The following is a 25079-nucleotide window of genomic DNA, read 5'->3' on the forward strand; positions in this document are numbered from 1 at the left end:
TTGCCGATCGATCCCACCACATCACAGCCAGCGTTCAATGGTAGAGCGCAAAACCTCGTCCGGGGTCGAGGCCAGCCTGACGGCACTCGCCGTCAGCCTGCGCGGCGTGACGAAGGTCTATGACAACGGCGTCATGGCGCTCGGGCCGCTCGATCTCGCCGTGCGCAAGGGCGAGTTCATCTCGCTGCTGGGGCCGTCGGGTTGCGGCAAGTCGACCGCGCTGCGGCTGATCGCCGAGCTCAGCGCGCCGTCATCAGGCATCGTGCGGATGGCGCGTCACGAGGGACCTGCGCAGCCGGGTCACGGCATCGGCTTCGTGTTTCAGGAGCCGACCCTGATGCCCTGGACCAGCGTGCGCGAGAACGTGCGGCTGCCCTTGAAGCTCGCAGGCATCCCCAAGGCGGACGCGCGCGCGCGCGCCGACGACGCGCTGGCGAGCGTCGGGCTTGCCGATTTCGCCGACGCCTATCCGCGCGAGCTGTCCGGCGGCATGAAGATGCGGGTCTCGCTGGCGCGCGCGCTCGTCACCGATCCAGACATCCTCCTGATGGATGAGCCGTTCGCGGCGCTCGACGAGATCACGCGCTTCCGCCTCAACAACGATTTGCTCGCGCTGTGGCGCAGCCTGCGCAAGACCGTCATCTTCGTCACCCATTCGGTGTTCGAATCCGTCTATCTGTCGCAGCGCGTGGTGGTCATGACGGCGCGGCCCGGCCGGATCCAGGCCGATATCCGCATCGAGACGATCGAGCCGCGGACTGAGGAGTTTCGCACCTCGGCCGCCTATTCGGATTACTGCCGGCGCGTGTCGGCCGCGCTGGCGCCGTCCTATTCGGGGCAACCGGTGCTATGAGCGCGCAGCCCTCCGTCACCGCCAGGCCGTCAGGCGCGCACCGCGCGGTGCGCTTCGTGCTTCCCGTCATCGTGCTTGCGGCCGGGCTTCTCGCCTGGGAACTCGTGGTCCGCATCAGGGAGATCCCGCCTTACGTGCTGCCCACGCCCTCCGCCATCTTTCTGACGCTGATCAAGGACTGGGCGGTGCTGTCGCAATCGCTCGCCACCACGCTTCTGACCACGCTCGAAGGATTTGTGGCGGCGAGCGTCGGCGGTATCGCGCTGGCGCTGTTGTTCAACCAGTCGAAATGGGTGGAATATTCGCTGTTCCCCTACGCCGTCGTGCTTCAGGTGACGCCTGTGATCGCGATTGCACCGCTGCTCCTGATCTATCTTGAGCAGCAGACCGCGGTCGTCGTCTGCGCCTTCATCGTCGCCTTCTTCCCGGTGCTCTCCAACACCACGCTCGGGCTCAATTCGGTCGACCGCAACCTCGCCGGCCTGTTCCAGCTCTATGGCGCCTCGCCACCACAAACCCTGCGCTTCCTGAAGCTGCCGGCGGCGCTGCCCTATATCCTCGGCGGCCTGCGCATCGCCGGCGGGCTGTCGCTGATCGGCGCCGTCGTGGCCGAGATCGCGGCGGGAACGGCCGGCGCTGGCTCCGGGCTCGCCTACAGGATCGCCGAGTCAGGCTACCGATTGAACATACCCCGCATGTTCGCCGCGCTGCTGTTGTTGTCGCTGGCCGGGATTGTCATCTATGGGGTGCTGGCGCTAGTTTCCCACCTCGTTTTACGGCGCTGGCATGAAAGCGCGCTTGGAAAGGAAAACTGATGACCGCCGGTTCGATTTCGTCCGAAAAGATCGACCTTCTGATCTATGGGCCGGTGCGGCCGATCCTCGAGAACGGTTTTTCCGATCATTTCGTCGTGCACAAGGCCGAGACGCGAGGCGACCTCGAGCGGTTGACACCCGCGATCCGTGAAAAGATCCGCGGCGTGGCCGTGACCTATCACACGGTGCGCGCCGACAAGGACTCGCTGTCGCAATTGCCCAAGATCGAGATGGTGGCAAGCTTCGGCGTCGGCTACGACCACATCGACGCCAAATACGCGGCCGAGCACAACATCATCGTCACCAACACGCCCGACGTGCTGACCGAGGAGGTCGCCGACGTCGCGATGGGCCTGCTGATCTCCACCGTGCGCGAGTTCATCAAGGCCGACCGTTACGTCCGCTCCGGGCTGTGGCAGACGCAGAACTATCCGCTCAGCGTCGGCTCGCTGCGCGACCGCAAGGTCGGCATCGTCGGCATGGGCCGGATCGGCCAGGCCATCGCGCGCCGGCTCGACGCGTCGCTGGTGCCGGTGGTCTACCACTCCCGCAACCCGTCCAAGGACGTCTCCTACAAGCACTATCCCGATCTGATCGAGATGGCGAAGGCGGTGGACACCTTGATGGTGATCGTGCCCGGCGGCGCCAGCACCAACAAAATGATCAATGCCGAGGTGCTCAAGGCGCTCGGCCCGCGCGGCGTGCTGATCAATGTCGCGCGCGGCTCGGTGGTCGACGAGCCGGCGCTGGTGCAGGCGCTGAAGTCCGGCACCATCCTCGCCGCCGGCCTCGACGTGTTCGCGGCGGAGCCGAGCGTGCCGGACGAGCTCAAGAGCATGCAGAACGTCGTGCTGCTGCCGCATATCGGCTCGGCCTCGGTGGTGACGCGCAACGCGATGGACCAGCTCGTCGTCGACAATCTCAAGGCCTGGTTCGCCGGCAAGGCGCCGTTGACCCCGGTTGCGGAAACGCCGTTCAAGGGGCGCTGATGACCGTTCTTCGGGTCGTTGCATTGGCCATCGCGGCATGTGTCGCCGCGGTCGGCCCTGCGTTGGCGCAGGATGCGACGACCCTGAAGAAGCAGATGCCCGGGCAGTGGGAGCTCTCGACCACCGAGCGCAGCAAGACCTGCGTCGTCACGATGAAGGCTGACGCGGCGGGCCAGGGCTTCAAGCTGGAGCTGGAGCCGGCCTGCAAGACTGCGCTGCCCTTCACCAAGGACATCGTCGCCTGGAGCGTCAGGGGGCTCGACATCGTCCGCTTGCAGGATGCGACCGGTGAAGCGGTGATCGACTTCACCGAGGTCGAGGCCGGCATCTTCGAGGGGCTGCGCCAGGGCGAGGGCGTCTACATCCTGCAAGACCTCGCCGCCGCCCGTTCGATGGCCAAGTCGATGGACCAGATGATCGGCGACTGGTCGATGGTGCGCGGCAACGGCCAGCCGGTCTGCGGGCTGACGCTGACCAATACCGAGGCGGGGCCCGACAATTTCCAGGTCTTCCTCAAGCCGAGATGCGATGCGGCGATCGCGCAGTTCAACCCGACGCAATGGCGGCTCGAACGCGGCCAGATCATCCTGATGTCGAAATCAGGCGATGTCTGGCAGTTCGAGGCCGACGACAACGCGCAGTGGCGGCGCGTCCCCGATACCGCCGATCCCCTGATCATGCTGCGTCAATAATTTCTCCCGGCCAATAATTTCTCTCGGGGATGTCGATTTAGCCAAGGCTCGATCGTCACATCCATAGCGAGCCGGTTTGCGGCCGGAGCGGTCGCTGCTCGCGCCAAGGGAGTTTTTCATGCGCTTCATGTACATCGTCACCTCCAGCCAGCCGATGGCAGGCCCGACCCCGGCACTGATGGAGGCGATGCAGAAAATATCGGAGCGGGAGATCAAGGCCGGTCGAATGATCGACACTGGCGGCCTGATGCCGCTTGCGACCGGCGCACGGGTGAAGATCGTCGACGGCGAGCTCAGCGTCATCGACGGCCCCTTCGTCGAGGCCAAGGAAGTGATCGGTGGCTACGCCATTTTCGAGCTGCGCGACAAGGCGGAAGCCTTGGCCATGGCGAAGGAATTCATGCAGTTGCATCTCGATCACATGCCGGGATGGGACGGTACCTGCGAATTGCGGGCATTCGCGACGCCGGGCGTCGACGTGGCGTGCGAGATCGACGCGCATTCCAGGGTCGCCGCCCACGCCTGATGAACACCACCGCTCGTCCCGGTCGGCGGCGATGACGGCCGCCGACATCGATCGCGCGATCCGCGCCGCGATTCACGCAACTTGGCGCGTCGTGCAGCCGCGGCTGATCGCGACGCTGTCGCGCATGCTGCGGGACGTGACGCTCGCGGAGGAATTGACCCAGGACGCACTGGTCGCCGCGCTGGAAGCCTGGCCGCTCAGCGGGGTGCCGGATAATCCCGGCGCCTGGCTGGTTGCGACAGCCAAGCGCCGCGCGCTCGATCATCTGCGCCGGGCGAAAATGCTCTCCCGCAAGCAGGACCTGCTGACGCACGACCTGATGCAGAAACAGGACGCGATGCCCGATTTCGACACCGCCCTCGACGACGACATCGGTGACGAATGGCTGCGGCTGATCTTCACGGCCTGCCACCCGCTGCTGCCGCGGCAGGCCCGCGCGGCGCTGGCGTTGCGCATGATCTGCGGCCTGACCACCGACGAGATCGCGCGCGCCTTCCTGGTCACGGAGGCAACCATCGCCCAACGCATCGTCCGCGCCAAGCGCACGCTTTCGCGGTCGGGCCTCACCTACGAAACTCCGGGCGGCGAGGCGCTTTCCGAGCGTCTCGCCTCGGTGCTCGAGGTCGTCTATCTCATCTTCAACGAGGGCTATTCGGCCTCACGCGGCGAGGAGTGGCTGCGGCCACAGCTCTGCGACGAGGCTCTGCGCATGGGACGGGTGCTGGTCGGGCTCGCACCGCTCGAGCCCGAGGTGCACGGTCTCATGGCGCTGATGGACCTGAATGCCGCGCGGATGCATGCCCGCATCGACCACGATGGCGAGCCCATCCTGCTCATGGACCAGGATCGCGGGCTGTGGGATCGGCTCCAGATCACCCGCGGCCTTCGGGCGCTGGATCGCGCGCGCGAGCTCGGCGGTGCCGGCCGCTTCTACACGCTGCAGGCAGCCATCGTCGCGTGTCATGCCACCGCGGAGGCGGCCGCAAGCACCGACTGGCGACGCATTGCGGAGCTCTATGGCCAGCTTGCGACGCTGGTGCGCTCGCCTGTGATCGAACTCAACCGCGCGGTCGCGCTCGGCATGGCCGAAGGGCCGCAGGCCGGGCTCGATCTCGTGGATCTGATCGCCGGCGAGCCGGCGCTCAGGACTTATCACCATCTTCAGGCCGTGCGCGGCGACCTTCTGCAAAGGCTCGGCCGCTTCGCCGAGGCACGGGTATCGTTCGAGACCGCCGCCCGTCTTGCCACCAATGCGCGCGAGCGCGTGTTGATGGAACGACGTGCGGCAGACATCGCCGATGCCGGCGGCATGGCTTGAGGCGCGCTGAAACGGCCGCGCGGTTGCGGTTACGTCGTCGGCTCTACGTCGTAGCCTTCGGCGGCGGCGCAGTGCCCTGCGCCCACTTCTCCAGCTTGCCGAGCACGCCCCAGGCCGTGAGCGCCAGCGAGATCGGCATCGCGAACTGGCCGAGACCCGGCACGGCCGACACGATCGTCCCGAGCAATCCGGCGATGCCGCCCGCATTGGGGCTCGCCGTCACCGACGAGAGCAGCGCGGTGAGCACCGAGCCGCCGAGGCCGAGCGCGGTCTTCTTGCCGTCGAGCAGCTTGCCGATGGTCTCGCCGAGCGCGCCGTTGACCTGGCCGAGCACGGGCTTGCCGTCCTTGTTGAGCAGGGTGCTGAGCAGGTCGACGACCTGCTTCAGCTGATCGACGGGGGCGGGATTGGTCGGGGTGACTGGTCCTGGCATGGGCGCGGTCTTGTTGATGAGGGAGAAGAGCCGTTCGAACAGGCTGATCGGATCGTTGGTGGCGGGCAGCGTGTTGCCCGGTGTCGTCGTCCCCGGCGTTACGCTGCCGGCAGACGGTCGCAGCAATTGCGCGAGGTCTTCCAGCCGCTTCAGGGCCTGGGACAGATCGCCGGTCTGCCCGGCGGTGCCCGACTGCGCCGCGCGCGTGATGGCGGCGACCGTGGCCCCGTCGAGAAGCCCGGTATCCCTCAGGCCGTTCTGCTGCTGAAACTGCGAGACCGCAGCCCTGGTCTTCGGTCCGCTGATGCCGTCCTCTGCAAGCGGCGGATTGGCGCCGAGCTTGTTGAGCGCCTGCTGCATGAGAACGACCGTCGAGGCGATGTCGTCCTCGGGCTCGGCGCGGCCCACGAATTGCGGGCTGCCGTCGAGGGTGATCGAGGAATCGAGCGACATCATCGCATGCAGGATCACCGCGGTGCCGAGCTGGGAATCGACGTGGTTCGAGTCGAACACGTGGTCGCGGACGAATTTGCCGCCCCTCGCCTCGGGCGGGCCGTACAGTGTCGAGCCGCCGTAGAGATAGGGCGAATTGCAGCCCTTGGCGTGATAGCCGAAGCCGTTGAACGCCTCGAGCCGGAACAGAATCCGCGCGATGCCCCAATCCTGGGCGCCGATGAAATTTTCGATTCTGAACGCATCCACGGCGCCGTCCACGAACGTGGCGAACGGGCCGCGCCCTTTCGGAACGATGGTCGTCACGCGATGGATCGACTCGCCGTTGCCGAGATAGGTGTCGAAATCGAAGTTGGACTCGCGATAGTGGCAGAGGGCGGCAAAATACCAGGGAACACCGGTCAACCGCTCGATCTGCTGATAGGTCGCCTTGCCATTGAGCGCCTTGCGTGCGACCGCGTTGGCGTCGGCGAGGCGTGAAGGCCGGATCTCAAGGCTGGTCCAATTTCGCTCGTACTCGTTTTTCAGACTCTCGAATGAGACCATTTCCCGCTCCCGCAAAATGATGAATTATCGGAATTATATGAAAGTCAGGGTGAACCAGGCCCCGTGATCGGGGCGTGACTCCAGCGTGATCGGCGCAAATGTGGCAGGTTGCCGGCGAGGCGCATGTGAAATGGCTTACAGCTCCAGCGGGAAAATAGGCGGAGGGACCGTGATCGGGGCGACCGACAATGGGGGAACCCGCGGGGTCCTCCGTCCGTTAGCAACGCACACGGTCAGGAGGCTTGCTCGGGAGGCTTGCATGGCCAAGCGCGTCCTCGCGATCGGCATCGAACCCGGCGTTGCGGACTACAGCGCATTCCCGCAACTGACGCCGGAGCTCGTGCGCAATTATATCGAGGCGCAGCTCTTGCGTCTGCGCGATCTCGGCTACCAGGTCACGAGCTGCCTGATCGACGTCGACGCGGCGGCGGAAGCCGCGGTGACGGCGGCGTTGCGCGACGAGAGCTTCGACTGCATCGTGATCGGCGCGGGCCTGCGCGAGCCGAAGGAGCGCCTGCTGCTGTTCGAGAAGGTGCTCAACCTCGTCCACCGCCTGGCGCCGAATGCGGCGATCTGCTTCAACACCACGCCCGCCGACACCGCCGAGGCCGTGCAGCGCTGGATCGAGCCCTGACCCGGAGGCGGCCTGCACGTGCATCGCACGCGGTACGGTCCGGGCGGCCATCGCGCAGCGCCTCCGGCGCCATCGCGGAGCGTCCCAGGCTGCGGCGCCGGCAATTTGTCTGGCTCGAATCCGCGTCCGGCGCTATGACACAGCTCACCACAGGGGAGGGCGAGCATGCTTCGAGGTCTTCGCATTGGAAGTCTTGGGATCGCAGCGTGTCTGACGGTTGCGATGGCGATGCCGGTGCATGAGGCGGCGGCCCAGGATGCCGTCGGCGGCGCGATCATCGGCGGTGTCGGCGGGGCGATCGTCGGCGGCGCGCTCGGTGGAGGCCGCGGTGCCGCAATCGGTGCCGTCGTCGGTGCCGGCACGGGCGCCGCGATCGCCTCGGAGGGCGAGCGCCGCCGCTCCGGCTACTACGCCTATCAGCGCGGCTGCTACATGCAGCGCCCCGACGGCCGCTACGTCCCGGTCGATCCCCGATATTGCTATTGAGGCCTGAAGGCGCGCTCGCGCTCTAGCTCTTTGCTGCCTCCGGCATGATCTGGAGCAGTGGCTCCGGCTGGATCGAGATCTGGCCGGCGAATGGCCGGTCGTGTGCGGCGATGAGCAGGACGGAGGTGGCGACCCTCGTCGCGAACAGGCCCATCGCGATCGCCGATCCCAGGCTGTTGTCGCAATGAACGAGGCCGATCACCAGCAGCGCGCAGGCGGCCTGGAGAACTGCGTTGAAACTAAAGAATACATTGGGGTCATTGATCGATTTGGAGCGGCGATTGGGAGCGGTTTTCCATGCGCCCGAGTGATCCTCACGCTCCCTCATCGACATCTACGTGGGGTCGCTTTGGTGCATGGCTCGTCACCATATTCCCTTGATCCCATGCATCAAGCTCGTTGATCGGATAAGGTAAGCCTTACCGACTTTGACGAAGGTTGGTCGCTGCCGTCGGGACTGGAGCGGCTCAGGTTCCCGAGGCACCCTTGCGATATTCAGCCGGCGTACAATTGAGGTAGCGGCGAAAGACCCTGTTCAGATGACTCTGGTCGGCAAAGCCACTGAGGAGCGCGATCTCCTTGAGCGCCAGATTGTCCCGTCGCAGATGCCGGCACGCCTGTTCGACTTTCTGTTTCTGAACAAAGGCGTGAGGGCGTATCCCGTAATGAGCGTGGAATTTGCGGGCGAATTGAATCGGCGTGCAGTTGCAGATGGCTGCTAGTTCGTCGAGCGTGATGTTTCGGGAAATGTTCTGCTGGATATAGTCCTCGATCAGCCGGGCATGAGCCGGCCTGAAATGTCCCTGCGCGGAAGGCATCTTGAACTTCACCGCGGCGTATTTTCGTATGATGTGGATGCTGGCCTGGAGCGACAGCGCGTCGTAGCAGAGTCTTCCGCCTGGACCGCCGGCGGCGACTTCGTGAGCCATTTGTTCGTTGATCCAGCTCAGGACGGGGTCATCGATTCCGAGCAGGTCATAAAGTTCAATGGCGCCGACGTCACGATCGAAAGCCTCGCTCGCGGTTTTCATCATGAAGGCCGGTGAAATGTAGAAGTGGCTGACCTCTATATCGTTTGCCCATCGCCAATGCGAAGGCTCGGCGCGGGTCAGCAGCGTGGTAATGCCGCGGCTGACGCGCTCCTGCTTCCATGCGCCGGTCACGCGACGGTTCATCGCGGTGGCTCCTTGCCGGTAGACGACGATCAGGAAGTCTTCCGTCGGGGGGACCCAAATGTCGGACGGCGCATAGCGAAATACCCGCATGCGGAAATCAGGCCGGCCGACCGCCGAACTGTCCAGCTTCAGTTCACCTGGTGCGTATTGCGGAAGCTCCTCGACCGCAATGAACTTGCTCATGGCGCAGCCTCCGCATGGTTGGCGGCCGTTCGCCGGCTCTTCTTTCCCATGATGTGGGATCGGTAGCGCAGGATACGGCGCTTTTTGCATTTGGCCAAATGTATTGGTTCGCCCGGCGCGTTCGCTGCGCCGCACACGCAATTCGTCCAAAGAAAGGTCGGCTTCGTTCAAGCGCGCCGTGCCTCGGGGCAACTAGTTTCCGGCACCTTCCGCTGGCGATGCGTGAGCGGCTCGAGACCCTTCGGGGCTCTGAGACCTGCCCAGCAGTTCCGTTGGATCGCCAAGGAGACGCCACTCCGCCCATTCGGTCGAGCGGCACGGTGCATAGCTAAAAAACAAAAGGAGAGGGAAATGGACCAGGCTGAAATCAAGTCCAGGGAATCGAACGGATCAAAAAAGACGACCCTCGATGCGGTCGTTATCGGGGCTGGCATCGCGGGTCTGTACCAGTTGCACCGCATGCGGCAACTGGGGCTGAAGGTCCGCGCCTTCGAGGCGGGTTCCGGCGTCGGCGGAACCTGGTACTGGAATCGTTACCCCGGTGCGCGTTTCGATTCTCAGGTCGAGGTGTACCAGTATTGGTTTTCCGAGGACTTGTACAAAGCGTGGAAGCCAAGCGAGCGTTTTCCAGGGCAGCCGGAGACCGAGCAGTGGCTGAACTTCGTCGCTGATCGCTTCGATCTCAAGAAGGACATCCAGTTCAGCACCCGGATCGAGTCCGCCACCTATCGGGAGAAGGACGGCCGCTGGGATGTGGTCACCTCCGATGGCGAACGCATTGATACGCAATATCTGTTGGCCTGCTGCGGTATGCTGTCGGCGCCTCTGAACGACCGCTTCCCGGGCCAGTCCACGTTCAAAGGTGTGATCACCCATACCGGTCTCTGGCCGAAAGAGGGTATCGATCTCAAAGGCAAGCGGGTCGCCGTGGTGGGCACCGGAGCCACCGGCATCCAGGTGATCCAGACCATCGCACCCGAAGTCGGGTCGATGAAGGTGTTCGTGCGCACGCCGCAATACGTTGTGCCCATGAAGAACCCGAAATATTCGCAAGCGGATTGGGATCGCTGGAGTAGCCGGTTCAATGAGCTGAAGACCCGCGTGCGCTCCACCTTCGCGGGCTTCGACTATGACTTTGAGAACCGCCCCTGGGCCGAACTGACGCCCGACAAGCGTACGCAGGTGCTGGAGAAGTACTGGAACGACGGGTCGCTCTCGATGTGGCTTGCGACGTTCCCGGAAATGTTCTTCGACGAGGCGGTAAGCGCGGTGGTGTCCGATTTCGTGCGGGACAAGATGCGCAAGCGGCTGCGGCATGACCCGAAGCTGTGCGATGTGCTGATTCCGTCCGAAGCCGATTACGGATTCGGCACGCATCGCGTACCTCTCGAGAACAAATATCTTGAGGCCTACCTGCAGGACAATGTTGATGCAGTGAACTGCCGAAAGACGCCGATCGAGCGCATCGTGCCCGACGGCATCCAGACCTCCGACGGCAAGGTCCATGAGGCCGACATCATCATCCTGGCCGTCGGATTCGACGCCGGCTCGGGCGCTCTCAGCCGCATCGACATCCGCGGCCGCGACGGCCGTTCGTTGAAGGACAGGTGGAAGGACGAGATCCGCACCGCGATGGGGCTGCAGGTGCACGGCTATCCCAACCTGTTCACCACCGGCGCGCCGCTCGCTCCGTCCGCCGCACTTTGCAATATGACGACCTGTCTTCAGCAGCAGGTGGACTGGATCACCGACTGCATTGCTTACGCGAAGAAGCACGGCAAAGGCGTCGTCGAAGCGACCAAGGAGTTCGAGGACAATTGGGTCAAGCACCACGACGAAACTGCGGCCGCGACCCTCGTTGTGAAAACCGACTCCTGGTACATGGGCTCGAACGTCGACGGAAAGCCAAGACGCCTGCTGTCTTATATCGGCGGCGTCGGCAACTACAACCGGCAGTGCGACGAACTTGCGGCCAATGGCTACCCAGGCTTCGCGATGACCTGATGATAACAACAACGGGAGGAAACATCCAATGAGCACAAATCCCTACTACGGCCAGGAAGGCCACGGCCCCTACGAGACGATCAGAATCGGCAACCTCGAGCTTGAGGAGGGCGGACATATTCCGGACTGTGCGCTTGCGGTGGCGACCCACGGTACGCTGAACGCGGCGAAGGACAACGCGATCCTCGTTACGACCTGGTACTCGGGAACGAGCAAGATCATGGAGCAGGTCTACATCGGCAAGGGGCGTGCGCTCGATCCGGCGAAGTATTTTATCATCGTCGTCAACCAGATCGGAAATGGCCTTTCCACCTCACCAAACAACAGCGTTGGAGCGCAGGCCGGACCGACCTTCCCGAACGTGCGCATTGGGGACGACGTTCGCGCCCAACACAAGCTTCTGACCGAGAAATACGGTCTGAAGAGCCTCGCACTGGTCGTCGGCGGCTCGATGGGTGCGCAGCAGACTTATGAATGGGCCGTGCGCTATCCCGACTTCGTCAAGCGCGCCGCGCCGATCGCCGGCACCGCCAAGAACACCGAGCACGATTTCGTCTTCGCCGAGACACTCTCCGAAGCTATTACATCCGATCCGGGGTTCAACGGCGGCAAGTACGGTTCGCCGGCCGAGGTCGCCGCCGGCCTCAAGCGCCACGCCAAGCTGTGGACGGTGATGGGGTGGAGTACCGACTTCTTCCGCGAAGGCCGACACAAGGCGCTCGGCTTCGACTCGATGCAGGCCTTCGTCGATACCTTCATGACGGGATACTTCGCGCCGATGGATCCAAACGATCTGCTGGCGATGGCGTGGAAGTGGCAACGAGGCGACGTGAGCCGCAACACCGGCGGCGATCTCGCGTCGGCGCTCGGCCGTATCAAGGCGAAGACCTACGTGATGCCGATCAGTCACGACATGTTCTTCCCGCCGAGTGACTGCGAGGTTGAGCAGCGTCTGATCCCGGGAAGCCAGTTCCGTCCGCTGAAGAGCATCTGCGGACATCTCGGCCTGTTCGGCGTGGACCCAGAGTTGCTCGCGCAGCTTGACGCCAATCTGAACGAGTTGTTGGCGGCGCCTGTGAATTGACGCGCCGGATTGACTGCCTGTTGCAGTTGAGGACGCGAACGAAAATTGTTCACGCCCTCAACCCGAACTCGACGCCGATGGCGCTCCTGGCGGCGTCTGCGGGCTAGATCAGCTTCATTCCCTTCAGGCTCGCGTGCCCGCTCTTGCCGACGATGATGTGGTCGTGCACGGCGATGCCCAGCGGCTTTGCGATCTCGACGATCGCCTTGGTCATCTGGATGTCGGCCTGTGACGGCGAGGGATCGCCGGAGGGGTGGTTGTGCATGAGACTATGGTATCGCTCATCACGTTGAACACGCGATAGATTTTTAAACGGTGGTAGTAGCAGGGGACGCGAACAGGGGACTGTAGGCAGTGATCGTTTGTGATCGTCAAGTTAGCACACTCGTGCTTCTGCAATCTCTCTTCCGATCACGTTGGTTCACGAACGCTGGTCGGCTTTAGCCTCAATACCGGACATTCTATCGCGACGTCTCGAGGTCAGCGAAGGCCCAATAGCGGCCCTCGTTGCGGCCGTCGCCCGGAGAAAGAGAATAGTAGGCCGCCACCGCCAGTGATAGACTTCGGTTGCTGCTAAGTCATTTCGAGGGAACGTCCCATGATTAGCAAGGCCGATATTATTGTCATTGGCTCCGGCGGCCTCGGCGCTGCCACTGCATATTACCTGAGCAAACGCGGCGTTGACGTCGTTCTGATCGACAAGCACGATATTGGATCGCAAACCTCGCCCCGCGCTGCGGGCATGGTGAGCTGCGCCCGCAAGAGCGACTTGATGATTGGCCTCATCAAGGACGCTTGTCGTAAGATTGAAGAGTTCACCGAAGAAACAGGGCAGCCTCTCGATTGGGTGCATTCCGGCAGCCTGAAGATTGCGCGTCGGCCACAGGATGCGGAGGTGATCAAGGCCGACCTTGAGCGCGGGCGCCGTATGGGCCTCGACGTCGAGCCGATTTCTCCGGAGCAAGCAAGTCGCCTCAATCCATTCTTAAAACCGACGGGCGTCGTAGGGGCGATGAGGATCGGTGACGATAGGTATTTCGACCCAGCGCAGGTTGCCACCGGTTTCGCCAGAGCAGCGGCGGCTCAGGGCGCAACCGTGCTGCCGAAGACCGGCGTGCTCACCGTAAACATCACTGCCGGCAAGGTGACCGGAGTAACCACCGAGAAAGGCATCATTGAAGGCCCGATCGTGGTTGATGCAGCCGGTGCATGGACACGACAGGTCGCGGACGCAAGTGGGATTTCCGTGCCGTTGGTCCCGACCCGGCAGCAACTCATCGTCACCGAGCCTTTGGATGGCGCGCGTGCTGACCTGCCAATGATTCGGATCATGGATGCTGCCGTGTACACGCGTCCCTGCCAGGGCGGCTTGCTTTGGGGTGTCTATGAAGAATCGCCACGATTTTTCGACATGCAGTCGCTCGGAGCCAGTTTCGATATCAAGGACATGCCACTCGACATCGAAGTGCTTCGTTCAGCCGCTCTTGAAGTCAAAGATCAACTTCCAATCTTGCAAACGGCAAAAGTGCGGGAATTTCGCGGTGGCATTCCGACAATGACCGCCGACGGCCACCACATCCTTGGCCCGGCCTCCGGAGTTACGGGCTTCTATTTTGCAAGCGGATGCAACGTCGCTGGCCTCTCAATCTCGCCAACCATCGGAGAGGCGCTTGCAACCTGGATTATCGATGGCAGGCCGGCTGTCGACCTCTCGCCCATGTCTGTCACGCGCTTCAAAGACCAGTCGTGGTCTGAACCTCAACTACAGAGGGAAGTTGCTTGGCAGTATCGGCACTTCTATGGCGCGGTCTAAGCTTTCCCGGGTGATTTAGGAAAGCCAAGGCTCATCGAGTCACGAAGGAATGACTGCGCCGGGTCACGAGCCGTAATACTTGCGGTGAGCAAATCAAGTCGGCTCTGCCTCCGGCAGGAGACCTCAGCGAGACTTCTTACGCTTGTCCGCGATGGGCCAGATCCGGACTCATGCTGCGAATTTCAACAAGGTGTGGCGGGCCGGCGAGGTATCCACGCTTGCCTCACACGGCATAACGCCGGTAGAGCACGACGATGATAGCGAGCACCGTCCCGGCATAAATGATCTGCGCTACGTGATCCGAAACAACAGCGACGCGCTTTCGGCCCGCGCCCCGAAGTTTTTCATGTCTGTAGCCCGCCAACATCGCCATCAGGCATAGTACGAAGAAGATGTAGAACATCTCTTCGACCACCACCGTGTATCCGACATCGCCGATCTGACTGTTCACCGCTACGAGCAGCACCGCGCTCGCCAGGATCGAGGTCACTGGGATCGTCACGCGTTCACGAAACATGGTTTCGGGAAAGAACAGCGTGGCGAATACGACGAGCACGAGCAGAAACAGCGGCAGTAGGTTCTTCAGCATGTAGATGGCGGAGCTGCGGTGCAGCATGATGGCCGCATCGAAGCCTGCGAATTCCGTCCTTGCCTCGGCACCAAACAAAGACGCCTTTCCGAGCGTCGATCCGCTGGACAGGGATTCGACGAAATAGTTCAGCCCGAGAAATCGCCAGAGCGGAAGTCCGGAATAGGCCCCGTCCTCGGCCCGCGAGCTTCCGTCGTCGGCGAGGCGCAAGCCGAACCGATCGATGACATAGGTGATGAGTTCCCGCCGCTGTTCCGTGTTCTGAAAATGTAGATGCAATTGCTGCGTGTCGAATGGATAGTCATGGAGATCGAAACGGGCCTTGAAATCGCCGTTGATGCGATAGAGCCGGTAGCTCAGGCCGTCTTCGTGTCCAGCCTGAATCGGACGAGCTGGATCGAACGCCCCGCGATCCAGCAATGCCGGGAATTCGACGTGCGTCTGCGCTTCATCGTCGCCAGCGAATCGCATCCAGAGATAGAAGTCGACGTTGAACGAATTTTGCTTCACGTCGATCCGGCTGACGCGAATGATGTCGATGCCGGTATAAACGACGCGCTGAATCCAGTAGCGCCGATCCTCGAACGCGATGACATGGCCCTTCTCCTGTTCCGCGGCGAGATCGATTCCATCAGGCTGATCGATGCGCACGAGTTGCTGCGGCGCCGTGACGAACCGACCGTAATGGAAGAAACCCATTCGGATCGGGCGCGGAATGTCGCGGTTCGCGTTGAAATAGAGCCGCCCCGTCAGCCCGACGACCGCCGATTTCGGACTGTCGATCGCGGCCAGTGCGACGCGCACCCGGTCGCGATCCGCAACCTTGCTGTCGGATCGTTTCTGAATCCCCTGCCCCATAAACCGGCGATGTACGGCAGCTCGTTTCAGCGCATCGATCATCAGGCGCGCGGCGTCATACGCGCCGCCGGCAACCCAGCTTGGCGAGGTTCCCGCTTTCGCCTTGTAGTCGACGGCAAAGGCCTGCGCCGCCACGCCTGCGCTGTCGAACATCAGCGATGACGCGGCATACAGATTCTCGCTGAAGAAACCCGGATGCGATTTTTCCTCGGGCTCGTTGGCGAAATTCTGCAAATAGCTTTCGCGGGCCGCGCCTTGGGATGCGATGATCGTTCCCTTGATGCCGTGGCGGCGCAGCGCCTTGACGATGTCTGGGCTAAAATCGGGTGCCGCGCCGACGACGATAACGCCGGGTCCGGGCTCCTGCGCGGCGGCGGCTAGCGTCCCATCCATCGATCCGATCTGACCGGCTGCGACGTCCAGTCCGAACACGTGCAACTGCTCCGCCGGGTAGGCCGCCGCAAATCCACGCTCAAAACTCTTGCCGTAGGAATCGCGCGTGTGAACAAGACGGACTTTTGGCTCCTTCATCACGGCGCGCAGATGTTCCGCGACCGAGCGCGCCTGCGCGGAGACCGGCGCCAACGCACGAAAATAGAAATCATTGGTGGATGTCAGATCGTCGGCAGCCGCGCTTCCCGTGAGCGCCGGAATCCGCGCATCCTTATATACCGGCGCTGCCGCGAGCGAAGCGGAGCTGAGATAATGGCCGAGCACAGCGACGCATGGGCTGTCGGCGATCGCCTGCGCATTCGCGCGCGCCACGGCTGGATCGCTTGCGTCGTCGAACAGAACGAGTTCAATTAGCCGTCCGTTGACGCCACCCTTGGCGTTCACCTCGTCGATTGCAAGCTGCGTCGCGACCAGGCTTTCCGTCCCGGCAGGGGCGGACGGGCCAGAGAGCGAATTGGCGAACGCGATGCGAATAGGCTCCGGGCGGGTCCAGAGGATGGCGGCCCAGGCGACGGCGAGCACCAGGGCGACGCCCGCAACAACGGCAAGCCACATTATAAGCCGCTGCTTCATCGTCGATCCTCGCATCGATCGGCATAAGCCGAGATTCTCCAGATCGAGGCCTCAATCAGGCCGAGATTGCCGCCGCTGAGAGCGTTTTTCAACCCCGCCCCATCGCCACCGGCAAGATCTACGACCACTCAAAGCGCATGAAGGAAAAATGCTTGGTGCCGGAAGTCCGGGCCGTCGGCCGTGGCCTCGGTCATTCACATACCCGGCCTGACACCGCGCGCATTCGCCGGATGGCTCGGAACGGCTTTCGTTCTGGCCGTTGCGCGCGGCCGATGAGGCGTTTGAGGGCGCGGTCCCGATCATTCGATTTGGGATGAACGGATGACCAGGACGGCCTGCCCCAGGAGCCGCGCCGCACGGCTGGTTTGGGTCCGTCACTGTCGTTCGATGTGTCGCGGGGCGAAAGTGTCGCAAGCGGCGCCACGGCGGTTATTTGAGAGGTTCTGCATCCGATAGATGCTGCCTCGCCAATGTCGCGTTTGGGTCAATCGCCACCGGGTCGAGCGAGCGAAAAGTCGGCCATGTCAGCTATGCCGCGGAAGCGACCAAATTCCGCAGCGCAACGAAATGACGCGATCTGCGTCCCGCGGGCAATAATCCCCCTGAAAGCGGAAGCCCCGACAGTCCTCCTTCCTGCCCCAACCCGCAGCAGAATTTTGGTGTCATACCGTGGCAATGCACCTACAGCGATCCCCGCTTGGTGATGACAGCAACTTCCGCAACGCGCTTGCCGAGTGCACGTGCCGTTGCCAATTCCTTGTCGTCAATGCCGGGTGATTCAGGTCCGGTCGTTGCGCTGGCCCCAAACGCGCCCCCACCGCTCACGATAATCATCTGATTTATAATCATCGCGCTTAAGATGGCAGTCATTGCGGTTTCCTTGCCGTTGGAGATCGCTCCACCGGTCACGAACGCGGCGCCGACCTTGTTTCGCATCTTGAACTCGGCGAACGGAAATTTGTGCTTCAGTAGCCAGTTGTCGAAGAAGGTCTTCACCTCGCCAGCCATGTTCGTGAAGTACACTGGCGAGCCGACGATGAGTGCGTTCGCCGCCAACAGATCATCGGCGGTTACCTCGCCCACATTCTTGATCACGACGTTGGCGCCTGAGACTTCTTTGGCTCCCTCAGCAACTCCCTGCGCCATCTTCTCCGTGTTGCCGGTCACCGAGTGATAAGCAATCAGAACATTCACCGCCACGGCAGCGCCTTGCGCCCTAGCCGCACCAACCGCGAGAAGAGACGCCGCTCCCGTCGCCATCCCCACGTCTTTCATCAACTCCCGCCTATTCATGTCGTCCTCCCTAGTGACAACGTCGAACACATCAATGATAGCAAATTGGGAAATTGCTCGGAAGTTCAGAGCTGCTGCCGCACCGGCAGCTTTGGGTCAATCGCGTCGTTTTGCGAGGTTCGCGGTAAGGTCCGCTTTAGCCCCAAGAGCCGACGTCGTTAGATCAGCTTCATCCCCTTCAAACTCGCATGCCCGTTCTTGCCCACGATGATGTGGTCGTGCACGGCGATGCCGAGCGGTTTTGCGATGTCGATGATCGCTTTCGTCATCTGGATGTCGGCCTGTGACGGCGAGGGATCGCCGGAGGGGTGGTTGTGCAACAATCTACGGAGAGCACATAGAGGCTTAATTTTACTATATATATTCGCCGTTTAAACTTGCACAGGGGATGGTGATCGGGGGCGGTAAGTGGGGTCGGTTCGTGATCATCATGCTGCGTCAATCTCCTTCCCGTTGGGTACTTTGCGGCACGATGAATCATCAGGCTCTACTCGCCGTCTATGGGACTGTTCCTCTGCGCCAAGCGCGCCGTTATTCCGCCTTTGGCGGGCCGCGCTGAGCGGACGCGACTTGCTTCGTCTCCTGCAGTCCCGGCGTGGAAGCTTGGTCGAGCGCAGACAGTCGATTCAAGGCCTCGCGCAATACGGTGGCCGCATGATCTCGATCACTGGCGGACATCGCGTCGAGATTGAGGTCAAGTCTCAGGTTGGGGCGTTCCTCGTGAATGAACAGGCGGTCGGTGCCGAGGCTCTCATAGGCGTCGACGACCTGATAGGTCGCGACGGGGTACGCGATGCCCTTGACCGAGATGTGCCCACGCTCATCACAGTGGATCTGGTCGCGAACATTCGCGTAGGTTTCAAAGGATATGAGGATTTCGCCCGGCGTGGCGGCAGCCTCAAGCCGGGAGGCGAGGTTCACGCCGCCGCCGATGATGGTGTAGTCCATCCGATCCTCGCTGCCGAAGTTTCCGACGGTGCAGTACCCCGTGTTGATTCCGATCCGGCACTGGAGGGGCTTTTCGATACCCGACGCCCGCCACACGTCCTGCAACTCAAGCATCCTCTTGCGCATGGCGATGGCCATCTCGACGCAGGCGAGGGCGTCCTCCTTGACGCCGCGTGTCTCCGGATCGCCGAAGAAGATGACGATGGCGTCGCCGACGTACTTGTCGATCGTCGCTCCATAGGAAAGGGCGATCCGCGACATCTCGGTCAGATAATGGTTCAGCAGCCGGGTCAGGTCCTCGGACTCCAGCCGATCCGACGTCTCGGTGAAGCCCGCGATGTCCGAAAAGAAGACGGTCAGCTCTTTTCGGCGACTCGCGATTTTGACTTCCTGTTTTCCGGTGAAGATGGACTCGTATACCTGGGGCGAAAGGTATTTCGCGAGCTGGTTCGAGAGCTGCTCCAACGCCCTCGATTTTTCCGCCAGCTGGTTCTCGCGCTTCTTCAACTCGGTGACGTCCGAGTATACGGCCACCGTGCTACCTTCGTCGGTCTTGCGCTCGCTGACCAGGATCCAGCGACCGTCGCCTCGCTGCTGGACCTGCGGGCCGCTCGGTTCCCGGTGACGGGCCATGCGTTCGCGGACCCACTCCTCGACCCGGCCGTCGGCGTCCCTGACGTAGCCGCGCTCAGCGGCGCGTCGAACGATGCTTTCGAACGTCATGCCGGGCGATATCTCGACGGAGGCGTCGCCCGGATAAAGGAGCGTTCGATACTTGTTGTTGCAGACGACCAGGCGATCCTCGCCATCGTAGAGCGAGAAGGCCTCGGAGATGCTCTCGATCGCGACCGTCAACCGCCGGCGGCCTTCGCGAATCTCCCTTAGGTTCGATCGCTGGACCTCGATAGCCGTGTCCCGGAAGACGCCGAGCGCCTCGGCCATCCGGCCGATCTCGTCGCTGCGGTTGCGACCCGGCACGTCGATCGACGTGTCGCCCGCGGCGATGCCGCTCATCGCCGCAGTAATGTTCTCAATGGGTCTTACGACTCGGGGCATCACATACAGCACCGCGATCACGACGGCCCCTACCACGCTCAGAGCAGTGATGAGGAGAAGCAGGAGCCGGCCATCGCGGATGGCCTGGGCGGTGCGAACCGCCGCTGCATCACTGCTGTTCTGGGCAGCCAGGACGAGATCCGCCACCTCCTTGCCGAGACGCAGGACGAGCGAGTTGTTGGCCTGTAAGGACGCCTGAGCAACCGCGATCTGGCGTAGCTCCTCGCGTCGCAAATTGAAGATGTTTTCTGCGGACGTGCCGAACGCGATCAGTTTTTCCGTGAGGCCCTTGAGCGCATCGTTGTCAGCTGCGGCGGGAAGCTGTACGAGCAGCTTTTCCGCGCGGCTCGCGGCCGCGACGAAGCGCTCCTGGAGCGGCTTGAGCGAACTGGGATCGGGGACGCCGGCGGCCTCATTCAGCAGGCCCGCCGCCAGGTTGCCCTGGGCGCGCAGCGTCAGCAGCACCTGCAAGGTGTTCGCCCCACCCTCGACCAAGCTCGTGATCGCCTTCGTGCTCTTGGCCGTCACGTCCTCGCTGGTCGTGACGAGGTCGAAGCCGGCGTCGTCCACCATCGGCGTAAGCGTCTCGAACAGCATGCGGTGCGCCACCTCCACCGCCGCCGTCATGCCCTCACGCTTGACCTGGAGCGAGTGCCGCGTCTCGGCGGGGGCGCGGAGCTCCTGCGACCGGACTTCGAAAACGTTGTCCACGCCACGGCCGAGCGCAATTAGCGCCTTGCTCGCCTCGCGCAGCCGCTTGTTTTCAGGCGACTGAGGCAACGCCTCAAGACCCCTCTCGATCGCGGCCGCTGCTGCCGCGAACCGCTCGCGGATGGGCTGAATCAAGGCCGGATCGCCAACGTGCGCCGCTTCGCCCATCAGGCTCGCCGCCAGATTGCCATCGGCGCGCAGCGTCAGCAGCGCCTTCAAGGCATTCACCCCACCCTCGATCAGACCTGTGATCGCCTCCTTGCTCTTGGCCGTCAACTCCTCGCTCGTGGCCACGAGGTTGAAGCTGGCGTCGTCCACCAAAGGCTCCAAAGCGTTCTGGAACTTGGTCTCCACGACGGCAAGATCCGCGACCGCGGTCTGCCTTTGCACGCTCAATCGCAGGCGCTGCGCGACAGCACCATCCAGCACCTTGAGCTCGGTTGCGATCTTGCCTTCGATCTCGATCAGATTGGCGAATCTTGCTTCGGCTATGCCCGTGACCTTCAGACTCTCGGTCACGGCGGAGATTTCATTCAGCCTCCGAACGAGCCTCTCCTGTTCCTTGGCCCGCTCCTCTTCGCTGCGGCTCGCAATGAGCGCTGGAGCCGTCGCCGTGATCTCGGCGCTCTTTTCAGCGAGCCGAAGCGAGGCCGCCATGCCGACGATGCTCTCCGCGGTGATCCGCGTCACCGATCTGTCGATGTCGGTGAAGGCGTACCACGCGACCGCGCTGGCGCCGACGGTCAAGATGGCCATCCCGCCGAACGCCAGAAACAGTTTGGCCTTGATGCCCAGGGCCGCCTTGCCGCTATGCTTGCGACCCGCGCCGGCTGAGTTCGAAGCGTGCGCTTCGACGGAGGCCGGTCCAGGATACTCTCGATTCGCTAGATCCATGACGGCATGCCACCGACTGGAGCGGGTCCGCGTTGCCCGGCGATGATGCGCCTGCCCGCCGCTTCAACGTTCCAGGCGGTCAACCGGCTTGAAGCTGCCGTCTGCCCGGATCACGGTGAGGAAGACCTGGTCCATTCCCTGATTGTCGTCTGGGCCATAGGACAGCGTGATGCCGCCCAGATCGAACGTGCCGACCTCTTTGATGGTCGAAAGCAGCCCCGCCCGCGTAACCGGACCTTTCACCTTTCCCAAGGCTTCGATGACCAATCGGCCGACCATGTATCCCTCGAGCGAGACGAAGCCGATCTGCGCGTCCGGATTCGCTGCCTTGAGCGCCTTTTGGTACCGGGCCACGAGCGGGATGCTCATGTCTCCGGGGAATGGTACAACTTGAGTCACCACCACTCCCTTCCCGTCCTCGCCGAGCTCCTTGGCGAGGGCGTTGGCGCCGACGAATGAGATGTTGACGAAGACCGCGTCCAGCTTGAGCCGGTGTGCCAGCTTGATGAACTCCGCGCACGGTTTGTAGGGACCGACCATGACGACGGCCTCGGGACCCGCCTTGCGAATCGCCAGCAGCGCCGTCTTCACCGCGGTCGTGTTGCGCTCGAAAGTGCCTTCGGCGACCAGCTTCATGCCACGCTTTTCCATCGCCTTCGAAACCCCCGAGAGCCCGGCGCGACCGAAGGTGTCGTCCTGGTACAGGATGGCGATCCGCGACACCCCGAGGTCAGTGGTGAGATGCTCGATCCAGGCCTCCGTCTCCTGTTCATACGAGCCGCGAATGTTGATCACGTTGCCGAGCGCCGGGTTGCGCAAGAAGGCAGCGCCTGTGAACGGCCCGATAAACGGCGCCCCCGCTTCCGTGGTGATCGGCTGCGCCGCGTTGGAAGTGGGCGTGCCCACCTCGCCGACGAGCGCGAACACCCCGTTCTCATTGATCAGGCGCTTGGTGTTGGCAATCGCCTTTTCCGGTTCGTAGCCGTCGTCATAGGAGACAAGCTCAAGCCTCCGACCGTTAACTCCGCCGGTGGAATTGGCTTCGTTGAAGGACGCGAGAATACCTTCCCGCATGCCAAGACCCAACGCCGCCGCGGGCCCCTCGAAGGCCGCCGATTGTCCGAACAAGATCCGGTCGTCGAACACGCCTGGCTCGGCGCGAGCCGCGATGTCCATGAGCGAACTCGCGCCGACCCCCAGAATCGCAGCGACTGCAATCCCTCTGGGCCAGCATGTCATGACGCGCTCCTTTGGTGAGGGCGCGATCCGAACCGAGGCGGCTATCGGAAACTAGCTCCCGGGCCGCCCGTTGGCGCACCCAAGTTTGGGAACTTTAACACATGGCGCGGCCGGACAACAACCGAAACCGCGGGTCAAATCGAAGCACTGTCCATTGTCCAACGGCGCTCCCGCGGGCGCAACCACGCTCACAAGCGACCACCTAACGGTCGTCGAGGTCGGCGGCGGATTCTCGTACAAGTTCTGACACGGTTGGTGCCACCACCGATCGCGGCAGCCCGGAAGCGGAGACATCGCTCGCTTAGATTAACCGCATCCCCTTCAGGCTCGCATGCCCGTTCTTGCCGACGATGATGTGGTCGTGCACGGAGATTCCGAGCGGCTTGGCGATCTCGACGATCGCCTTGGTCATCTGGATGTCGGCTTGCGACGGCGTCGGATCGCCGCTGGGATGATTGTGCAGCAAGCGACTATGCGAACTAATACGCTGATCTGGCGCCATATTTTACTCTGCAAACGAGCATAGGGGATGCGGACTGGGGGCGGTTATTGGTGACGGTTCGTGATCATCCTGGTGGGTCACGATTGAGCCCGCCACGATATTTGGCGTCACGGTCGATCACTGAGCATTGTCTGTTTCCGTCTCGTAAGCGGTCCTGAACCGGCTGTCGCCGGGGGCGCCAATGGGCCGCAACCGGTCCCGGTTTCAGTCGTAGGTTAACTCCGCTAAACTTCTGGGGCGAACGGGGTGTGAACACTACAACACCCCCCGGTTCCAGCCCGGAGGCTCGGAATCGACCCATGACCCGGACAACTTCTTCCACATCAACCAGAGCATCGCTCCGGCGAACGGGAGTTGAGCATCATGGCTTTCGAGGGACGCAGTGAGCTGGCTGATCAATGGCTATTCAAGAGCGAGACTTATGATAACTGCAATTGCGCTATGAATTGTGGTTGCCAGTTTAACTTGCCGAGTACCCACGGCTATTGTCAGTCGGTCTTCGTCGGCACCATCGTTGAAGGCCACTTCAACGATACGCCGCTCTCAGGCTTGAACTGGGCGGCGCTGTACAAGTGGCCCGGCGAAATCAAGGACGGAAACGGCCGGCGCCAGATCGTTATCGACGAGCGCGCGGATGAAGCTCAACGGATCGCACTTGAAACGATCATCTCAGGCGAGGCATGCGAACCATTGAGCAATCTTTTCGCCGTATTCGCGTCCACATGCTCAGAATTTTGCGAGACGTTGTTCCTACCGATTGATCTCGAAGCGGACTTGGAACTCAGAACCGCAAGAGTAGAGATACCCGGCGTCATGCGGAGTAGCGGCAGGCCGATGATCAACGAGTTTACTGGTCAACCATTCCACATTGCGCTGGCGCGTCCTAGTGGCAGTTTCGAGTTTACCTACGCAGAAATCGGGCTAGGTACCACATCGGTCACGGGTGACATGGGAATGGCGTTCGAAGATTCATGGGCGCACTTTTGTGTTCACCACTTCAATCAGGATGGCTTTGTCAGGGAAAGATCAAGGCTCACGGCATGGCTTGGGCACATGACCGCGCGTTCCCGTGAATGACGCCAGGCGTTACCGTTCTGGAAGCATGTCTGCGGATACGTCTTTGAACGTGAGCGGGCTCACTCGCTCGAGAGTCTGTAATGGGGTCAAAAGCGTCGAGACTACAATTTCCGCGATAAGGTCCGCTGTGCTCCAAAGACATCGCTAGATCAGCTTTAGTCCCTTCAAGCTCGCATGCCCGTTCTTGCCGACGATGATGTGGTCGTGCACGGCGATGCCGAGCGGCTTGGCGATGTCGATGATGGCCCTGGTCATCTGGATGTCGGCCTGTGACGGCGAGGGATCGCCGGAGGGGTGGTTGTGGACCAGGATCAGCGCGGTCGCCGACAATTCCAGCGCGCGCTTGATCACCTCGCGCGGATAGACCGGGGTGTGGTCGACGGTGCCGGTCTGCTGCACCTCGTCGGCGATCAGCTGGTTGCGCTTGTCGAGGAAGAGCAGGCGGAATTGCTCCTTGTCGGCAAAGGCCATGCTGGTGCGGCAATAGTCGATCACCTCGTTCCAGGACGACAGCGCGTTGCGGCTGTTGACCTCGCCCTTGGCGACGCGATGCGCCGCTGCTGCGATCAGCTTGAGCTGGTGGATCGCGGATTCGCCGATGCCGCCAACCTCGCGCAAGCGCGCCACCGGCGCGTGCACGACCTCGGCGAACGAGCCGAACGTCTTGATCAGCGTCTTCGCCAGCGGCTTGGTGTCGCGCCGCGGTAGCGCCGGAAACAGCGCCATCTCCAAAAGCTCGTAGTCGCTGAGCGCATCCGCCCCGGCGCTGTAGAAGCGCTCGCGCAACCGCTCGCGATGGCCGTGATAGTGCGGCGACTCTGGCTCGGGCTTCCTCGACGGAGCGTTGGGGCTGGTGCTGGACTTGGCGGGCATCGCACGCCA

The 25079-nt window shown here is 62.5% G+C and carries 20 protein-coding genes and 3 pseudogenes; 12 read left to right on the forward strand and 11 right to left on the reverse strand.

Annotated elements, in window-relative coordinates:
- The first annotated feature begins 37 nt into the window (after window positions 1–37).
- From XI09_RS29925 to XI09_RS29950, 6 genes are all read left to right on the forward strand, one after another.
- Window positions 38–853 (forward strand): ABC transporter ATP-binding protein, encoded by an 816-nt coding sequence (locus XI09_RS29925; protein ID WP_271570038.1) that lies wholly within the window; start codon window positions 38–40, stop codon window positions 851–853.
- Window positions 850–1668: an ABC transporter permease gene (locus XI09_RS29930; RefSeq protein WP_271570039.1), complete on the forward strand. Its 819-nt coding sequence runs from the start codon at window positions 850–852 to the stop codon at window positions 1666–1668. Before XI09_RS29925 ends, XI09_RS29930 begins: the two co-directional genes overlap by 4 nt.
- Window positions 1668–2657, forward strand: a complete 990-nt coding sequence (locus XI09_RS29935) for a 2-hydroxyacid dehydrogenase (protein ID WP_271570040.1) — start codon at window positions 1668–1670, stop codon at window positions 2655–2657. The genes XI09_RS29930 and XI09_RS29935 overlap by 1 nt, the downstream gene beginning before the upstream one ends.
- A complete protein-coding gene (locus XI09_RS29940) occupies window positions 2657–3349 on the forward strand; it encodes an AprI/Inh family metalloprotease inhibitor (protein ID WP_271570041.1) in 693 nt (230 codons plus the stop codon). The genes XI09_RS29935 and XI09_RS29940 overlap by 1 nt, the downstream gene beginning before the upstream one ends.
- A gap of 118 nt (window positions 3350–3467) precedes the next feature.
- Window positions 3468–3875 (forward strand): YciI family protein, encoded by a 408-nt coding sequence (locus tag XI09_RS29945; RefSeq protein ID WP_271570042.1) that lies wholly within the window; start codon window positions 3468–3470, stop codon window positions 3873–3875.
- Window positions 3876–3906: 31 nt separating this feature from the next.
- Window positions 3907–5193, forward strand: coding sequence for an RNA polymerase sigma factor (locus tag XI09_RS29950; protein ID WP_271570043.1), 1287 nt, complete (start codon window positions 3907–3909; stop codon window positions 5191–5193).
- Window positions 5194–5236: 43 nt separating this feature from the next.
- Here the strand turns inward: XI09_RS29950 and XI09_RS29955 are convergent, their stop codons facing one another.
- A complete protein-coding gene (locus XI09_RS29955) occupies window positions 5237–6625 on the reverse strand; it encodes a peptidoglycan-binding protein (RefSeq protein WP_271570044.1) in 1389 nt (462 codons plus the stop codon).
- Between the two features lie 259 nt (window positions 6626–6884).
- On the opposite strand from XI09_RS29955, the gene XI09_RS29960 reads away from it, so the two are divergent.
- Together XI09_RS29960 and XI09_RS29965 are read left to right on the forward strand one after the other, a co-directional pair.
- On the forward strand, window positions 6885–7259 hold the full coding sequence (locus XI09_RS29960) for a hypothetical protein (RefSeq protein ID WP_271570045.1): 375 nt from the start codon (window positions 6885–6887) through the stop codon (window positions 7257–7259).
- Window positions 7260–7424: 165 nt separating this feature from the next.
- Window positions 7425–7745, forward strand: coding sequence for a YMGG-like glycine zipper-containing protein (locus XI09_RS29965; protein ID WP_271570046.1), 321 nt, complete (start codon window positions 7425–7427; stop codon window positions 7743–7745).
- A gap of 22 nt (window positions 7746–7767) precedes the next feature.
- Here the strand turns inward: XI09_RS29965 and XI09_RS29970 are convergent, their stop codons facing one another.
- On the reverse strand, window positions 7768–8073 hold the full coding sequence (locus XI09_RS29970; protein ID WP_271570047.1) for a bestrophin-like domain: 306 nt from the start codon (window positions 8071–8073) through the stop codon (window positions 7768–7770).
- A 139-nt stretch (window positions 8074–8212) separates the two neighbouring features.
- Entirely contained in the window at window positions 8213–9103 is an 891-nt protein-coding gene (locus XI09_RS29975; protein WP_271570048.1) for a helix-turn-helix domain-containing protein, read from the reverse strand.
- 351 nt (window positions 9104–9454) lie between these two features.
- Between XI09_RS29975 and XI09_RS29980 the strand changes: the two genes are divergently transcribed.
- Window positions 9455–11107: a flavin-containing monooxygenase gene (locus tag XI09_RS29980; protein ID WP_271570049.1), complete on the forward strand. Its 1653-nt coding sequence runs from the start codon at window positions 9455–9457 to the stop codon at window positions 11105–11107.
- 28 nt (window positions 11108–11135) lie between these two features.
- Window positions 11136–12191 (forward strand): alpha/beta fold hydrolase, encoded by a 1056-nt coding sequence (locus tag XI09_RS29985; RefSeq protein WP_271570050.1) that lies wholly within the window; start codon window positions 11136–11138, stop codon window positions 12189–12191.
- Between the two features lie 103 nt (window positions 12192–12294).
- Here the strand turns inward: XI09_RS29985 and XI09_RS29990 are convergent.
- A pseudogene (locus tag XI09_RS29990) lies at window positions 12295–12459 on the reverse strand (JAB domain-containing protein); the annotation flags it as partial.
- Window positions 12460–12789: 330 nt separating this feature from the next.
- On the opposite strand from XI09_RS29990, the gene XI09_RS29995 reads away from it, so the two are divergent.
- A complete protein-coding gene (locus XI09_RS29995; RefSeq protein ID WP_271570051.1) occupies window positions 12790–14004 on the forward strand; it encodes an NAD(P)/FAD-dependent oxidoreductase in 1215 nt (404 codons plus the stop codon).
- Between the two features lie 223 nt (window positions 14005–14227).
- Here XI09_RS29995 and XI09_RS30000 read toward each other — a convergent pair whose 3' ends face one another.
- The 6 genes and pseudogenes from XI09_RS30000 to XI09_RS30025 all read right to left on the reverse strand — a co-directional run.
- Window positions 14228–16477: an ABC transporter substrate-binding protein gene (locus XI09_RS30000; protein ID WP_271570052.1), complete on the reverse strand. Its 2250-nt coding sequence runs from the start codon at window positions 16475–16477 to the stop codon at window positions 14228–14230.
- A 681-nt stretch (window positions 16478–17158) separates the two neighbouring features.
- Window positions 17159–17770 (reverse strand): flavodoxin family protein, encoded by a 612-nt coding sequence (locus tag XI09_RS30005; protein ID WP_271570053.1) that lies wholly within the window; start codon window positions 17768–17770, stop codon window positions 17159–17161.
- 158 nt (window positions 17771–17928) lie between these two features.
- Window positions 17929–18093 (reverse strand): annotated as a pseudogene (locus XI09_RS30010) (JAB domain-containing protein); the annotation flags it as partial.
- 208 nt (window positions 18094–18301) lie between these two features.
- Complete coding sequence (locus XI09_RS30015; protein ID WP_271570054.1) at window positions 18302–21379, reverse strand: adenylate/guanylate cyclase domain-containing protein; 3078 nt, start codon at window positions 21377–21379, stop codon at window positions 18302–18304.
- A 63-nt stretch (window positions 21380–21442) separates the two neighbouring features.
- Entirely contained in the window at window positions 21443–22555 is a 1113-nt protein-coding gene (locus XI09_RS30020; RefSeq protein ID WP_271570055.1) for an ABC transporter substrate-binding protein, read from the reverse strand.
- Window positions 22556–22919: 364 nt separating this feature from the next.
- Window positions 22920–23084: pseudogene (locus tag XI09_RS30025) on the reverse strand (JAB domain-containing protein); the annotation flags it as partial.
- Between the two features lie 399 nt (window positions 23085–23483).
- Between XI09_RS30025 and XI09_RS30030 the strand changes: the two are divergent.
- On the forward strand, window positions 23484–24197 hold the full coding sequence (locus XI09_RS30030; protein ID WP_271570056.1) for a DUF1326 domain-containing protein: 714 nt from the start codon (window positions 23484–23486) through the stop codon (window positions 24195–24197).
- 144 nt (window positions 24198–24341) lie between these two features.
- Here XI09_RS30030 and radC read toward each other — a convergent pair whose 3' ends face one another.
- Window positions 24342–25070 (reverse strand): RadC family protein, encoded by a 729-nt coding sequence (gene radC, locus XI09_RS30035; RefSeq protein WP_271570057.1) that lies wholly within the window; start codon window positions 25068–25070, stop codon window positions 24342–24344.
- Between the last annotated feature and the right edge of the window lie 9 nt (window positions 25071–25079).

It is taken from the genome of Bradyrhizobium sp. CCBAU 11386 (assembly GCF_028128955.1).
Lineage (GTDB): Bacteria > Pseudomonadota > Alphaproteobacteria > Rhizobiales > Xanthobacteraceae > Bradyrhizobium.